The 14023-nt window shown below is 59.9% G+C and carries 15 protein-coding genes; 4 read left to right on the plus strand and 11 right to left on the minus strand.

What is annotated here, in order from left to right:
- Positions 1-20: 20 nt before the first annotated feature.
- The 5 genes from VHE12_04490 to mnmG all read right to left on the minus strand — a co-directional run bounded on the left by VHE12_04490 (position 21) and on the right by mnmG (position 5112).
- A complete protein-coding gene (locus VHE12_04490) occupies positions 21-701 on the minus strand; it encodes a hypothetical protein (GenBank protein ID HVZ80043.1) in 681 nt (226 codons plus the stop codon).
- A gap of 9 nt (positions 702-710) precedes the next feature.
- A complete protein-coding gene (locus VHE12_04495; GenBank protein ID HVZ80044.1) occupies positions 711-1037 on the minus strand; it encodes a DciA family protein in 327 nt (108 codons plus the stop codon).
- Between the two features lie 82 nt (positions 1038-1119).
- Positions 1120-2232 (minus strand): DNA replication/repair protein RecF, encoded by a 1113-nt coding sequence (recF, locus tag VHE12_04500; GenBank protein HVZ80045.1) that lies wholly within the window; start codon positions 2230-2232, stop codon positions 1120-1122.
- A gap of 250 nt (positions 2233-2482) precedes the next feature.
- Positions 2483-3211, minus strand: a complete 729-nt coding sequence (gene rsmG / locus VHE12_04505) for a 16S rRNA (guanine(527)-N(7))-methyltransferase RsmG (protein ID HVZ80046.1) — start codon at positions 3209-3211, stop codon at positions 2483-2485.
- Complete coding sequence (gene mnmG / locus VHE12_04510) at positions 3208-5112, minus strand: tRNA uridine-5-carboxymethylaminomethyl(34) synthesis enzyme MnmG (protein ID HVZ80047.1); 1905 nt, start codon at positions 5110-5112, stop codon at positions 3208-3210. The genes rsmG and mnmG overlap by 4 nt, the downstream gene beginning before the upstream one ends.
- A gap of 248 nt (positions 5113-5360) precedes the next feature.
- Here mnmG and VHE12_04515 point away from each other — a divergent pair, with 248 nt between their 5' ends.
- Positions 5361-6068 carry a histidine phosphatase family protein gene (locus VHE12_04515; protein HVZ80048.1) on the plus strand — a complete coding sequence of 236 codons (708 nt, stop codon included), beginning with the start codon at positions 5361-5363 and terminating at the stop codon, positions 6066-6068.
- Between the two features lie 115 nt (positions 6069-6183).
- The gene (locus VHE12_04520; GenBank protein ID HVZ80049.1) at positions 6184-7173 is read left to right on the plus strand and encodes a GGDEF domain-containing protein; all 990 of its coding nucleotides are present in this window, start codon (positions 6184-6186) and stop codon (positions 7171-7173) included.
- A 72-nt stretch (positions 7174-7245) separates the two neighbouring features.
- Here the strand turns inward: VHE12_04520 and mnmE are convergent, their stop codons facing one another.
- The 6 genes from mnmE to rpmH form a co-directional block, all read right to left on the minus strand.
- Complete coding sequence (gene mnmE, locus VHE12_04525; GenBank protein ID HVZ80050.1) at positions 7246-8613, minus strand: tRNA uridine-5-carboxymethylaminomethyl(34) synthesis GTPase MnmE; 1368 nt, start codon at positions 8611-8613, stop codon at positions 7246-7248.
- A gap of 99 nt (positions 8614-8712) precedes the next feature.
- Positions 8713-9876 carry an RNA-binding cell elongation regulator Jag/EloR gene (jag, locus tag VHE12_04530; protein ID HVZ80051.1) on the minus strand — a complete coding sequence of 388 codons (1164 nt, stop codon included), beginning with the start codon at positions 9874-9876 and terminating at the stop codon, positions 8713-8715.
- The gene (gene yidC / locus VHE12_04535) at positions 9873-11606 is read right to left on the minus strand and encodes a membrane protein insertase YidC (GenBank protein ID HVZ80052.1); all 1734 of its coding nucleotides are present in this window, start codon (positions 11604-11606) and stop codon (positions 9873-9875) included. Before yidC ends, jag begins: the two co-directional genes overlap by 4 nt.
- 16 nt (positions 11607-11622) lie before the next feature.
- Positions 11623-11844, minus strand: coding sequence for a membrane protein insertion efficiency factor YidD (gene yidD, locus VHE12_04540; GenBank protein HVZ80053.1), 222 nt, complete (start codon positions 11842-11844; stop codon positions 11623-11625).
- A 2-nt stretch (positions 11845-11846) separates the two neighbouring features.
- Positions 11847-12212, minus strand: a complete 366-nt coding sequence (gene rnpA / locus VHE12_04545; protein HVZ80054.1) for a ribonuclease P protein component — start codon at positions 12210-12212, stop codon at positions 11847-11849.
- 30 nt (positions 12213-12242) lie between these two features.
- Positions 12243-12380: a 50S ribosomal protein L34 gene (rpmH, locus tag VHE12_04550; protein HVZ80055.1), complete on the minus strand. Its 138-nt coding sequence runs from the start codon at positions 12378-12380 to the stop codon at positions 12243-12245.
- 432 nt (positions 12381-12812) lie between these two features.
- On the opposite strand from rpmH, the gene VHE12_04555 reads away from it, so the two are divergent.
- Both VHE12_04555 and cobU read left to right on the plus strand, forming a co-directional pair.
- Positions 12813-13430: a hypothetical protein gene (locus VHE12_04555; GenBank protein ID HVZ80056.1), complete on the plus strand. Its 618-nt coding sequence runs from the start codon at positions 12813-12815 to the stop codon at positions 13428-13430.
- A 61-nt stretch (positions 13431-13491) separates the two neighbouring features.
- Complete coding sequence (cobU, locus tag VHE12_04560; GenBank protein HVZ80057.1) at positions 13492-14022, plus strand: bifunctional adenosylcobinamide kinase/adenosylcobinamide-phosphate guanylyltransferase; 531 nt, start codon at positions 13492-13494, stop codon at positions 14020-14022.
- Position 14023: the final 1 nt, after the last annotated feature.

Here is a 14023-nt window from a genome sequence, read left to right on the forward strand (position 1 = left end):
AGGGTTTTAGCGTCTCTCGTTCAAGCCAACTCAGGGTCCGTCTGCACCAACAACTTCCGGTAAATGAAGACCGACGCGATCTGCACCAACAGGACGGACCAGAAGACGCCGATACAACAGGCGCAAAGGCCCGCGATCATCACCCCCAAACAAACAAAACCATAGCCGAACAAATGGCCCTTTTGGCCATCGGTCATCCGGGCGCTCAGGTCGAAGGCCTCCCGGAGCTTCAATCCCCGGTCCAACATCAGGTAGGGGGCGAACATGTAACGAAGGACCAGGATGACCCCCGGCACCACCAGCAGTAAAAGGCCGAATACGAAAACGAGACCCAACACCAGGCTCCCGAAAAAATAGGCCCAGGTCTTCCCCAACCCGGGGAAAAGGTCCTCGAACCGCGCGTCCTCCTCGGCCACCAACTTGAGGGCCACCACGATGATGCCGGCCGTCACCCAATAGGTCACAGGGAGCATCAGGATCAGCCGCAACAGCTCCGCCACGACCTTGAGCCAGGTATATTCGGCGCGCTTGGCCACAAGCTCGAACCCGCCGCCCAGCAGGTCCAAAGCGAAAAGGATCGCCGCGATGGCCACCATCAGGCCCAAATGCTTGGCGGCGGCGTTCCAGGCGAAACCCAGGGCTTCCCCAATGGAGAACCCTAGGGGGCCTTCGATCTGTGACTTTGATTTCTTTCCTGCCATGGAACCCCTCTAAATCCGGCCGCCCCGGGAAAGTCCCAGGGACAGTCCTTGGATACCCAACTCCGGCAGGTCCCGTTGGAGCATTTTCAGGACCTCGCCTTTTCGGTAATTCATCTCCTGCAGCCAGATGGAGTGGTTGAACTCCAGGTGTACGGTCCGTTTCCTTAGGTCCACCCTTGTCAGCGCCCGGGCGGCCTTCTCCCCCAACGCGGCGCGGCATTTTTGCTCGACGCGGAAACGATCGTAATCCCCCTTCACGCCCAATTGCTTCAAGGCGCCTTCCAGCAGCTGCCCCAGCTCGAACGTCCCGCCTTCCGGTTTTTTCCTTCGTCTCATGTTCCCACCGGGCCCGATCCGGACCGGGCCGGGACATTAATGACAAAATATGTGCTTTGTTCCGCGGCCCGCTTCCCTTCCCTCAAGGCCCCGGCCTCTCCATCGCGATCTTTCCCGTCTCGACCCGGAAGACCCGGGCCTTTCCGAGGGCCGCGGAAAAATCCGCCGCGCCCGTGCCCGTCAGGACCGCCTGGCCCCCTTGTTGGAGCCGTCCCAAAAAAAAAGCCCGGCGCTTGTCATCCAACTCGGCCATCACGTCATCGAAAAGGATCAAGGGCCGGGTCCCACATCCTTCCGTCAAAAAAGAAAGTTGCGCCAACTTCAAGGCCAGGGCGCCGGTCCGTTGTTGCCCTTGGCTTCCGAACTTGCGTAGCGGCCGGTCGTTCACGAAAAGCCCCAGGTCATCCCGGTGCGGGCCCAGCACCGTGGTCCCGCGGGCCATCTCCTCACGCCGCGAAGCCGCGAGGCCTTCACGGAATTTTTCCCGCCAGCTCTCCGGATCACCGCTCCAAGGGAGCGACGGTTCGTAGCGGACCTCGAAGCGTTCCTGGCCGCCGGTCAGGTCCTTCAAAGCTTGTCCGGCGAAGGCGCTCAAGCGCTCCGCCACTTGGAGCCGTCGTTCGGTCAAGGCCGCGCCGTGTTGGGCCAGGGCCGAGTCCCAGACCAAAAGCTGTTGATCCAATCCCGCCGCTTTTTGACGGAGCAAGGCGTTGCGTTGCTTCAAGGTCCTTTCGTACTGCTGCAGATGCGCGACATAACCCGGATCCACCTGGAGGACCGAAAGGTCCAGGTAACGGCGCCTGAGGGCCGGGGCACCCTTGACCAGGAAGAGATCGTCCGGCGAGAAGACCACCGCCGGGATCCGTCCGAGAAGGGAAGAGAGCTTCTTTTGTTTTTTCCCGCTCACCCAGAGCGTCTTGTTCTTTCCTTTTTGCAGATCGAGCCGTACCTGCTCCTGGCCTTCTTCCCGTTGGAGGAGACACTCGACCACGGCCGTTTCCTGACCGAAGGCGATCATCTCCTCATCGGACGCCGCCCGGAACGACTTGGTCGTGGAAAGACAGTAGAGGGCCTCGAGCACGTTGGTCTTGCCCTGGGCGTTCGCTCCCAGGAGGAGGTTCAGTTGCGGGTGGAACTCCACCTCCAGGGTTTGGTAATTGCGAAACTGGGAAAGCCGCAGGGAGCAAACATGCACTCATCAGCCTCATTAAAAAATAACGTTGTTAGAGCGCCGGTAGGGCGGGGGCCAGGCACCCCAAATGCCCCGATTTCCAGGGAAAATATGGAAAAAAGACGGTTTCATTATAATCGCTAAGGAGGCGATTTTCATTTCATTTCCAGGCGAAATGGACCCAAGGGGAACAGGGAAACCCATCTGGCTTTAGAGGAACAACCGGGTAAAGAGGGGGACTTCAACTCCCCAATGTTCCATGTGGAACAGGGGATCAGAGGGGCTTCTTGGAAGGGACCCCGACGGCTCGCGGAAAAGCCTCGGGAGTTTTCCCCAACTTCTCCACAACGAGCAAAACGCGTGGTTGGGAAAGTCCGGGCAGGCTATAGGGGACCCGTTGAACGATCCGGCCTTGGAGCGTCTCCAGGGCCCCTTGGGCGCTCGCTTCCTCCGAAAGCTGGTCGGCGGTCATCCAATTCACAAGATATCCACCAACACGCAAAAGAGGCAGGGCGTATTCCAGGACGACCGGCAGGTCCGCGACCGCCCTGGCGCTCACGCCATCGAGCGCTTCCCGGGCCATGGGATCACGACCTAGGTCTTCCGCCCGGCCGGTCAGAGTTTGGGCCTTCCATCCCGTCCCTTGGAGGCAATCGTCGAGAGCTTTGGTCTTTTTCGCGACCGAATCCAGAAGAGCGACCTCACGATGGGGGTCCGCAGCGGCCAAAACCACACCTGGGAAACCACAACCGGTCCCCAGATCCAACCATCGGGCGGGTCCCGGAAGAAGATCCTTGGCCAAAGGCACCGCATAGGCCGAATCCAAGAGGTGGTAACGCAGGAAATCCTCATCCTGGGTCCAGCGGGTCAGGTTCAGGCTTTTGTTCCAATCGAGCATCTTTTGGGAGAATTGGACCAAGGAGGGAAGAGAATCGGGAGGAAAGGCCCCTAAAAGACCCGCTCCTTGTAAGGTCTCCTGGAACCGTTCGAAGCTTAGGCTCAATGGGTCTCTTCCGGGCTAGGGGTCACGGTCCCTCTTTGTTTGGAAAAACGGCTCAAAGCCAGTAGGAGGACCGCTAGGTCGGATTTAGAAACCCCCTGGATACGGGTGGCTTGGCCAAAGGTCTCAGGCCGGATCTTATGGAGCTTTTCCCGGGCTTCCCGGGAGAAACCGGTGACTTCCAGATAGGGGAAATCATGGGGGATAGGCTGGGTCTCGTTGCGGTCCTGGCGTTGGATCTCCAGGCGCTGTTTGCGCAAATAACCCTCGTACTTGAGCTCCACCTCCACCTGGAAGGCCACTTCTGGCTCCAATTGCAGGTCCTCAGGCAGCCAAGGCCGCATTTGCTCATAGGTGACCCAAGGGCGGCGCAGGATCTGGTCCAGATAGAGCCCTCGGTCCTGGGAAGTGAGCTTCAACCCCTCATGGGGGACCGCTTCCGCGGGCAAAAGCCGTGTCCGAAAGCCTTGGAGGCCCTTTTCGACCTTGGCTTTCTTGTCCAAAAGGCCCTCATAGGCCTCCCGGGGGATCAATCCCAGCTCATGACCCTTTTCCATCAGGCGTAGGTCGGCGTTATCAGGCCGCAAAAGAAGCCGGTATTCGGCCTTGGAGGTGAACAACCGATAGGGTTCATCGGTCCCGAGGGTCACCAGGTCATCCACCAGGACCCCGATATAGGCTTCGGTTCTCCCTAAGACCAAGGGCGACTGGCCCTTCACGGCCAAAGCGGCGTTGATCCCCGCCATCAAGCCCTGAGCGGCCGCCTCTTCATAGCCCGACGTCCCGTTGATCTGGCCCGCCAAGAAAAGATTCCTCACCCGATGGGTCTGAAGGCTATGGGAAACCTGGGTCGGAGGGACGAAGTCATATTCCACGGCGTAGCCTGGGCGCACGATCTCCGCGCGTTCCAGCCCCGGAATGGTCTTGAGGAAGGCATATTGGGCATCCAAGGGCAGGGAAGTGGAGAGGCCATTGAGGTAGAACTCGTTGGTGGAAAGGCCTTCGGGCTCCAGGAAGATCTGGTGGCGCTCCTTATCCGGGAACTTGACCACCTTATCCTCGATCGAGGGGCAGTAACGGGGCCCGATGCCCTTGATCACCCCCGAATAAAGGGGCGAACGGGACATGTTGTCCCGGATGGCCTGGTGGGTCTGGCCATTGGTATAGGTGATATAGCAGGCGATCTGGGGTTGCAGGGGGAACTGGGTCGTGAAATGGGAGAAGGGAAGGGGTTCGGCATCGCCCCATTGGGGTTCGGTCTTGGAAAAGTCGATGGATTCCCGGCGGACCCGTGGGTTGGTCCCGGTCTTCAGGCGCTTCACCTCGAAGCCCAACTCCCGCAAATGCTGTGGTAACCCCTTGGCGGAAAGTTCTCCGGTGCGGCCGCCTTCGATCCGGGTCTCCCCGATATGCATGAGCCCATTCAGGAAGGTCCCGGTCGTGATGACGACCGCCTTCGCCCGGATCTCCTCGCCATATTGGGTGAGAACGCCTTGGACCTGGTCGCTCTCCACGATGAGCCGCTCGACAAGCGCCGCGCGAACGCTTAAGTTCGGTTGGCGAAGCACGGTGTTGCGCATGCGTTGGTTATAAAGTTCCTTGTCGCATTGGGCACGGTAGCCCCAGACCGCCGGACCTTGGGTTCGGTTGAGGATACGGGATTGGATGGAGGTCTCATCGGTGGCCTTGGCCATCTCACCGCCCAAGGCATCGATCTCGCGGACCAGGTGGCCTTTGGCCAAACCCCCGATGGCCGGGTTACAGCTCATCTTGGCGACGGTGTCGGGGTTCATGGTGAGAAGGGCGGTGGACAAACCCATACGGGCCGCGGCAAGCGCCGCTTCACAGCCGGCGTGACCCGCGCCGACCACGACCACATCGAAAGAGGAATTGGAAAAAGACACGGCGAAAACTCCCGCGAAAAAATCTGTGCGTGTTTATAACACAGGCGGGAGGGTGGGGCAACGAAGGGTCCGCGCGGAAAGGACCGCTCGCCGAACACTTCTCCTTGTCCCTGGGGAACGCCCAGACCCTAGGGCTGGGTCCATGTTCCACATGGAACACAAAGGAATACGCTTGTATTCCTTTGTGTTAAAAAGGGTTTTGGATCAAGGGCTTTTAAGGCCATGCTGGGCCACCAAAAGGGGGAGCGATGCGCCTTTACATCATCCGTCACGCCGAACCCGACTACGAACACAACACCATCACTCCCCAAGGACACCGCGAAGCGAAGGCCCTCGCGCGCCGGTTGAAGGGTGAGGGCCTCACCCATCTTTATAGTTCACCCTTGGGACGGGCGGTGGACACCGCGCGTTACACCGCGAAGGCCATCGGCATGAAACCCGTCGTCCTGCCTTGGACCCGCGAATTATCGGACCTGAAGATGGCCCCGGTCCCGCCTTGGGGGAACCTGATGGCCTGGGACCTGGCGGGCGAGGTCATCCGCCTTGATCGGGAGCAACTGACCCACAGGACATGGCACCGCATCCCGCTTTTCGATCAAAAGAATTTCCGGTCCGAGATCGCCCGGGTCGGACGGAATTCCGATACCTTCCTCAAGGGGCACGGCTATCGGCGCCAAGGCGGCCGCTACCGGATCCTTAGAAAGAACAAGGACCGCATCGCGGTCTTTTGCCACGGGGGCTTTGGGCTCACCTGGCTCTCCCATTTGTTGGAGATCCCCCTGCCCCTGATGTGGTCGGGCTTTTGGATGGCCCCTTCCTCGGTCACGACCGTCCTTTTCGACGAGCGCTCCGTCCAATGGGCCACGCCGCGCTGTTTGGGTTTCTGCGACCTTTCCCACCTGCATATGGCGGGAGTGAAGCCCTCCACCCACGGCATCAAGGCCAATTTCGATTGAGGCCCAAGGGTTTTTCCTTGGAGCGCTAAAAACCTTTTTTAACACAAAGATTTACACACCTGAAACCTTTAGGGGGGTGGGGGTCCTAAGATTGGTCCATTGCCCGAGGTCAGTGATGGAACCCAATCCCGGCCACTTCTCCCAGGTCTTTCTCCAGCGGTCCAAGCCCAGCATCGACCAATTCATCCACAGGCTCCTGGTCCCGGTGGAACCCGTCCCCCCCAGGATGCGCTGCGAGGACGTCTACGGCATCTTCGCCAACGACCCCTCCATCCAGTCCATCGCGGTGGTGGAGGACGAAGTACCCGTCGGGCTGGTCAATCGCTTCGCCCTCATCGACCGTTTCTCCCGCCGCTTCTTCCGGGAGCTCTATGAGCGCAAACCCATTTCCACGGTCATGGAACAGGCCCCGCTCATCGTGGAGGACACCATCGGACTGGACGACCTGAGTTCCATCATCGCCGATGAGGAGGAGAAGTACCTTTTCGAGGGCTTCATCATCACCCGCGAAGGGAAATACCTGGGGATCGGCACGGGCCAAAGGCTCATCAAGGAAATGACCGACCGCAAGCAGGCCCAGCTCTATCATTTGGCCCATCACGACCCCTTGACCGGCCTGCCCAACCGCCTGCTCTTTTACGATCGGCTGACCCAGGCCCTTTCCCAGGCCGAACGGACCTCCAAGACACTGGCGGTGCTTTTCATCGACCTGGATCATTTCAAGCAGGTCAACGACAGTCTGGGGCATCCCGTGGGGGACCTGCTCCTTCGGGAAATGGCCCAATGGATCCAGAATTGCCTCCGGAGCGGGGATACGGTGGCGCGGCAAGGCGGGGACGAGTTCACGGTCATCCTGACGAATTTGGCCGAGGCCCAGGACGTGGAGAGGGTCGCGGCCAAGATCCTCCAGGTGCTTTCCCAACCCCTACGATTGGGCGAAAAGGAGGTAGGCATCACCTGCAGTATCGGAGCAAGCCTTTACCCCCGGGACGGGGAGAACATCGATCTTTTGATCCAAAAGGCCGACACGGCGGTCTATCACGCCAAGCAACAGCGCAATTGTTTCCGTTATTACCAGGAAGGACTTCCCGTCCTCAAGAAGTAAGGTGGGAGGATTCCCCAGTTCCCGATGCAGGACCCTTCGAGTGTCCCGGTGGGTCCGGGTGATCCTCCCGGATCATTTCCCTATGCAAAACTTCGTGAAGATGTCCTCGAAGGCGCTCGCCGGTAGGTTGCGGCCCCGGATGCGGCCCACGGCCAAGGCGGCTTCCCGAAGTTCCTCCGCCCAAAGCTCATAGGGTTCCCCCGCCTTCATCAGACCCTGGAGCTTTTCCAGGGCTTCCAAGGCCCTTTGGGTCTCGGCGCGATGGCGGGAGGAGGTCAAAAGGATCTCCCCGGCCGAAAGGGGGGCGCGAACGGCCTGGCTTAGGAGCTTCAGGAGCCCTTCCAGCCCTTCCCCCGTCTTGGACGAGAGAAAAAGGCATCGCTCCTTCTCAAGGCCAGCCCCGGCCCAAGGGTCCTGGGCCTTTGAGATGTCCTTCTTATTAAAAACGAACCAAGCCCTGTCCCGGGGGAGGGAAGAGCGGCTCAACTCCTCCAGGGCGGGTCCCGGGTCCGAGGAGTCCAGGAGCCAAAGGATCATGTCGGCTTCCTCGATCACCTGGCGGCTGCGGCGGATGCCCTCGATCTCCACCTCGTTCCCAGCTTCCCGGATACCCGCCGTATCGAAAAGCCGGACCCGGACCCCTTCGAGCAAGAGGTCCCCCTCCACCACGTCCCGGGTGGTCCCTGCCACCGGGGTGACAATGGCCCGTTGGACGCCGAGGAGGGCGTTCAAGAGGCTCGACTTCCCGGCGTTGGGCGGCCCCACCAGGGCCACCTTCAATCCCTCTTTCAGCACCTTGCCCTGCGCGTAACTGAGCAGGAGCTTGCCGAGGTCCCGATGGACCTTTTGGAGTTCTTCCTCGAACTTGGACCGGTCCAAGGGTGGGATGCCGTCCTCGGAGAACTCGAGCCTGGCTTCGATCTTCAGATAGAGGGACTTCAGCGCCTCCTCCATCGGTTCCAGGTGGGCGGCCAAGCCCCCGGTCAATTGGCTCAGGGCCTGGCGCCGCGCCGAATCCCCCTGGGCCGAGACCAAGGCCTCGACGGCCTCCGCCTGGGTCAGGTCCATCCGGCCGTTCAGGAAGGCGCGATAGGTGAATTCCCCCGGATCCGCCGCCCGGGCCCCTTCCCGAAGGAGAAGGTCCAAGAGCCCCCGCAAGAGGGAAGGGCTCCCATGGGCATGTAGCTCCACCACGTCCTCGGCGGTATAGCTGTGGGGTTGGGGCATGACCAGGAGCAGGCCCTCGTCCAGGATCTCGCCGGTCCGGGGGTCCTTGAACTTGCCGAAGAGCATTTGACGCCGCGCTTCGATCGGCCCTTTGGAAGCGAAGACCTTCCCGGCAATGGCGAACGCCCGGGAGCCCGACAGGCGCAGGACGCCCAAGCCTCCCATGCCCGGCGGTGTTGCGATGGCAGCAATGGTGTCGTTCAATTCATACATGGGCCCATTTCACCTCTAAAAACCAAAAGGCTTCCGGCTTGGGGCCGGAAGCCTTTAAAGTCCTGCGACCAAGAGTCGGCTGCGGGCTTGTATCCGCCTTTACACCCGATTCCCAATGTCATCGTCCAGGTCCGGTTCCTTGGGCACCATGTTACCCGGTTGTGGCTGGTCGTCCGTGTGGGCCGGTTCCTCGATCTGGGCTACGGCCGCCACCGGCTGATTAGGCACGACCGGTTGCGTCTCGTCCAGGTCGACCGAAGCCTTCGAAGTTTCCGTGGAGGGAACCCCTTCAGGCTTGGGCTCGGCCTTCACCTTGGGGACGATCACCACCTTGCGGCGCAGGCCTTCCCCGCGGCTTTCGGTCGTGACGTGCTCGTGGTCCTTCAAGGTCAAGTGCACGATGCGGCGGTCCTTGGAGCTCATGGGCCTCATCGGGACTTCCACACCCGTCTCCTTGGCCTTCTGGGCCAGGTTCTGGGCCAGTTCGCGGAGCTTGTCCTTCTGGCGTTCCAGGTAGTTCTCCACGTCCACGACCACGATGCTCTTCTCATCGCCCGTGATGCGTTGGGTCGTCTTGGAGACCAGGTATTGGAGGGATTCCAACGTGTGCCCGTGGCGCCCGATGAGGGTGCCGCTGGACGGTCCTTCGATATTCAGGACCGTGTTCCCGTCCTCGTCCTTCCTCATCCTCACCTTATCGGGCAGGCCCATACCGCGCAGCAGGCGGCTCAGGACCCCTTCGGCGAAGGCCGGCACCGCTTGGGGCTTCAACGAAATGCGGACCACCGCCGGTTTGGAACCCAGCCCCAGGAAGCCGCGGCTTCCCTCTTCCTTCACCTCGGTCTTCAGGTCGGCCTGGCTCACGTTGAAACGGCGGGAAGCCTCTTCCAAGGCCTCCTCGACGCTGCGTCCGCTCACTTCGACCCAGGAATTGCCCCGGGGAGCTCCTTCGGGACGTTCGGTCCTTTCATGGCGTTCGTGCCGTTCCGGCCTCCCGCCTCCGTGGGAACGGTTCCCCCGGTCGTAATTCCCGCCCGAGTGGCTCCGGTCGCTGCGGCCATAGCCTGGCCGGTCGTTACGGCGGGGTTCGCTGTGACGGTGTTCACCGGACTCGTGGCGGGAATTCCCGCCGCGGTAGTTGCCCCGGTCCTGGGAGTCCCGGTGGCGGTTGCCGCCATGGCCCCCCTGGCCGCCTTTATAACCACCACCCCGGTTGCCGCCCGAGGACCTGCCGATACCCTGTTGATTTGAATAATTTCTCATGCTTTTCCACCCTCTTCTTTCTTCAATGCTCGTTGGATCTCCCGGTTCACCACTTTTTGCTGGATCATCGAAAGCACGTTGGTCACCACCCAATAGACCAGCAGCCCGGAGGGCCAATCCTTGGAGACGAACGTGAGGACGACCGGCATCATCCACATCAGCATCTTTTGTTGGCCGGCGGCCTGGGTGGCCATCTGGCCCGACACCTTCTGTTGGATGATCATGGTCCCACCCATCAGAAGGGAAAACACGAAGAACGGATCCTTGAGCGTCAGGTCGTGCAACCAGAGGAAGGACGCCCCGCGCAGTTCGATGCAATGGCCCAGGGTCGCGTAAAGGGCCCAGAAGATCGGGATCTGGAACAGCATGGGCAGGCATCCGCCCAGGGGATTGATACCGGCCTCCTGGAAGATGCGCATCTGTTCCTGCTGCTGTTTTTGTTTGTCGTCGGGATACTTCCGTTTCAAGGCGTCGATCTTGGGTTGGACCTCCTTCATCTTGCGGGAGGTCATGGCCATGCTTTTGTAGCTGTTGTGGGTGGGGAGCCAGAGGACCAGCTTGACCACCACCGACAGGAAGATGATGGCCAAGCCCCAATTGTGGCCGATGGTGTAGAACCACTTGAGGAGCTTGAGCATATAGACGCTGATGAACCCGAAGGTGCCGAAATCGATCACGCCTTCCAGGTGGAGGTTCAGGCTCTTCAACAACTCGTATTCCTGCGGGCCGATGAAGGCCTGTAGCTTCACATGGAAGCCTTGACCCTTGGAAAGGGCCGGGGCGTTGAAGATGAGCTGGGGCCTGGGGTCATAGAGGCTGGGGTCCAACCCCGGGTGCGGATCGTCAGGAGTGGGGAGTTTATAGGCATTGAACTCGCGGACCACCTTCACCGAAGCGCTGCCGGAGGAAGGGTCCGGGATCAGGGCCCCCATGAAGAACTGATTGGCCAAGGCGGTCCATTCGACCGGGCCGGCGATCTCCACCGACTCCTTGGATTTCTTCGCGTTCTGGGAATCGATCCTGTTGCCCGTCAAGGTCGTCACCCGAAGGCCCGTGGTGCGGGAATTGGTGCCGGTCGCTTCTTCCGTGCCCATGTTGTCCGCCCATTGGATGGCCAAGGGCCCGGCGGCCAGGGCCTGGCTCCCCGCCTGGTCGGCGGCGATGTCCAATCCCACCAGGTAGCTGCCGTCCTTGAAGGAGAAGGTCTTGGTCAACACCGCTCCCGAGGCGTCCCGCCCGCGGAAGACCAGCCGGGAGGGTTCGGATCCCTTGGAAAGCTTCCCCTCGCCACCTTCCACCTGGAACCGGACCTTGTTCCAATCGCCGTTGCCATAGACCACGGAGAATGGTTTGGGGCGGGCCGGGTCGTTGTTGACCAGGTCGACGGGTTTCTTGGTCAGCCGGTTGGGGTACTTCTTGAGCTCGAAGGAGGTCAGTACCGCGCCCTCGTTGGAGAAGACCGCGGTATAGAGGTCGGTCTCGACCGTGACCGACCGGGCGGGGACATCGACGGCCTTGGGGGACGTTTTTTGGAAGGAGCCCTTCTCGGCGGTCGCTGAAGTCGAAAGGACCGCCTGGGTGGAGGAGTGGCCAGTGGTCTGGCCCGCCGAAGGGGTCGCCGACCCAGGGTGGGCGGCCGACGGGGACGGTTGGGGCATGAAGAACTGGCCGATCGCCAGGACGGCCATGCAGGAAATGAGGAACAGAACGAGGCGCGTGTTGTTATCCAAAAAGATCCCCCCGGATTTAATGAACGGGGTGGAATCCTCCGGAGGAAGCGGGGTGGCAACGGCTCAAACGCTTCAGGCCCATCCACAGGCCTTTCCCGGCACCATAGCGTTCAACAGCTTGGCGGGTATATTCCGAGCAAGTGGGCGTAAACCGGCAGGAAGGGGGGAGGTAAGGCGAAACGACGAGTTGATACCCCTTGATGAGGAGAAGAAGCCCCTGCTGAAAGAGTTTGTCCATGCTTAAGTTCCCTGCTTCGTCCGGGGAAGGAGGCCCGACCGCACGGCCAGGGCGAGGAAGGACTGCTTGAGCTCGCCAAAGGACCGAAGGGCGCTACCGCGTTTGGGGATCAGGACGACCTGATAACCCCCGCGGAACCTCTCCTTTTCCACCCGGTATAGTTCTCGAAGACGCCGCTTGAGGCGGTTGCGCAGGTAGGCCTTGCCTAAGGCCCGACTCAACGAAACGCCGAATTTCCGAAGGGCGGCATCCTCTTTGAACTGTACGTAAAAGATCAAATTCCCATCTTCCAACTTGCGGCACTGCTGAAAAACGGCCCTGAAATCCCTGGAACTCCTCAGACGTTCCGCTTTCTCGAATTTCGGCAAAGAAGGACCGTTCCTCCCGGGAAGACCCGGTTACTGAACGCTGACCTTGGCGCGTCCCTTCTTACGGCGGGAGCTCAAGACCCGGCGGCCGCCAACGGTCTTCATACGGCTGCGAAAACCGTGGACTTTCTGGCGCTTACGACGGTTCGGCTGGTAAGTTCTTTTCATGAATGAAAGACCGATCCTTAAAGATAGTGAGGGGCACAAAGCCCGGGAAGTGAGACCGACGAAAGAGTGCTGATTCTATCCCATGCTTTTCGAAATGGCTAACGAAAGGGCGCGAAAGGGAACGATAATAAAGAAGGATCCTCTCTCGACCACCATCCCTGGTGGAGTACAGAAGCGGGAAGCGCATTTTTCCTTTTTTCATTCCTGATCCGTTCTGGCGATGCCCGGAAGGACTTCTGGTCGGGCTCATCGGATCCTTCAAGCCAAAAGGATGCCTTTCCACTTTAGGTTCTCTATTTGGCATCTATTTTGTCTTTCATATTATTTAACAATTGATTTATGGTTAAAATTTGGGTTTTAACGCTTGAAAAACGATTAACCTGGAGAGAAACTTAAAACGTTTTAAACACCCTCATTCGTGGAGGTCCAAATATGGCCTTCAAAATCCCTTCCGCTGTTCCCAGGTCCCAGTGGACCCAAGGTCTGTCCACCTTGTCCAAGCTTTGGCAAAAAGGTCTTCTCCCCGACGACTTGCGGCGACATTACTTCCTTCATTGGTTCGTGACCTACCAAGGGAACATCATCCAGACAGCGAAGGCCCTGGATATCCACCGCAACACCATTCAAGGCCACTTCCTCGACCTGGGCTATTCCAAACGATCGGTCAAGCTCCGCCATGCCTGGCAGGTCCTGACGGACCGAAAAGGCGCCGACTTCAAGGCCAGGTTCAACCGGTTCTACGTTCAAGTCGGACGACGTCCTCAATTCTCGCCAGCCGAGAACTCGGCCCTGGTCGACCTTTGGCAGATCAAGTTCCCCTTCAAGACCCTCACCCCCCATTACCTACTTTGGGCCATCCGTTCCAAGAAGCCGAAGGATTGGGTCCAAAGAAAGTTGGGCTATTCCTACCGGCACCGTGCCCGTTTGCTCAGCCATGTCCTTCGCCCCAAGAGCCGGGACGGCTTTTGGCTCTCGCCCCTGCGGCCGAAGGTGGAAGAGGTCTATTCCCGCCGCTACCGCACGGTCCTTTCGCGCCGCAAGGGGCGTTGAGTTTCCTTTTCTTCTCGGATGAAAATTCCGGCGGCCGGTGGTAAAAAAAACCATGGCCCCTATGCTCCAACTCATCCTCGGCGGCGCCCGTTCGGGAAAATCCCGTTTTGCCCTGCACCAAGGGGGGGAGGACGCCTTCCCGGAAAAGATCTTCCTCGCGACCGCTTCCGCCGGTGACGAGGAAATGTCGTCCCGCATCGAACGGCACAAACGCGAAAGACCCTCCGGATGGACGACCCTGGAGGAACCTTACCACCTAAAGAAGGCGCTCGTTCGGTCCGCTTCCCATGAGGACAGTTTGGTGGTCGTGGATTGCGTAACACTTTGGATCTCCAACCTCCTTTGTGGAATGGGCGGGAAAAAGTTGACCGCCGCCGAAACCGAATCCGAGGTCGTGGCTTTGCTCGGCGCTTTGTCGTCCTTGAAAGGGAACTTGCGGATCGTCTCCAATGAGGTCGGGCTGGGTTTGGTCCCGGACAATCCATTGGGACGCCAATTCCGGGACCTGCAAGGCCTCTTCAACCAAAACGTGGCCAAGGCGGCCCGCGAGGTCTTCCTGATCACCGCAGGGATCCCCCAAAAATTGAAGTGAC

Source organism: bacterium (assembly GCA_035549195.1).
Taxonomy (GTDB): Bacteria; Oederibacteriota; Muellerivitia; order Muellerivitales; family Muellerivitaceae; genus DASZRK01.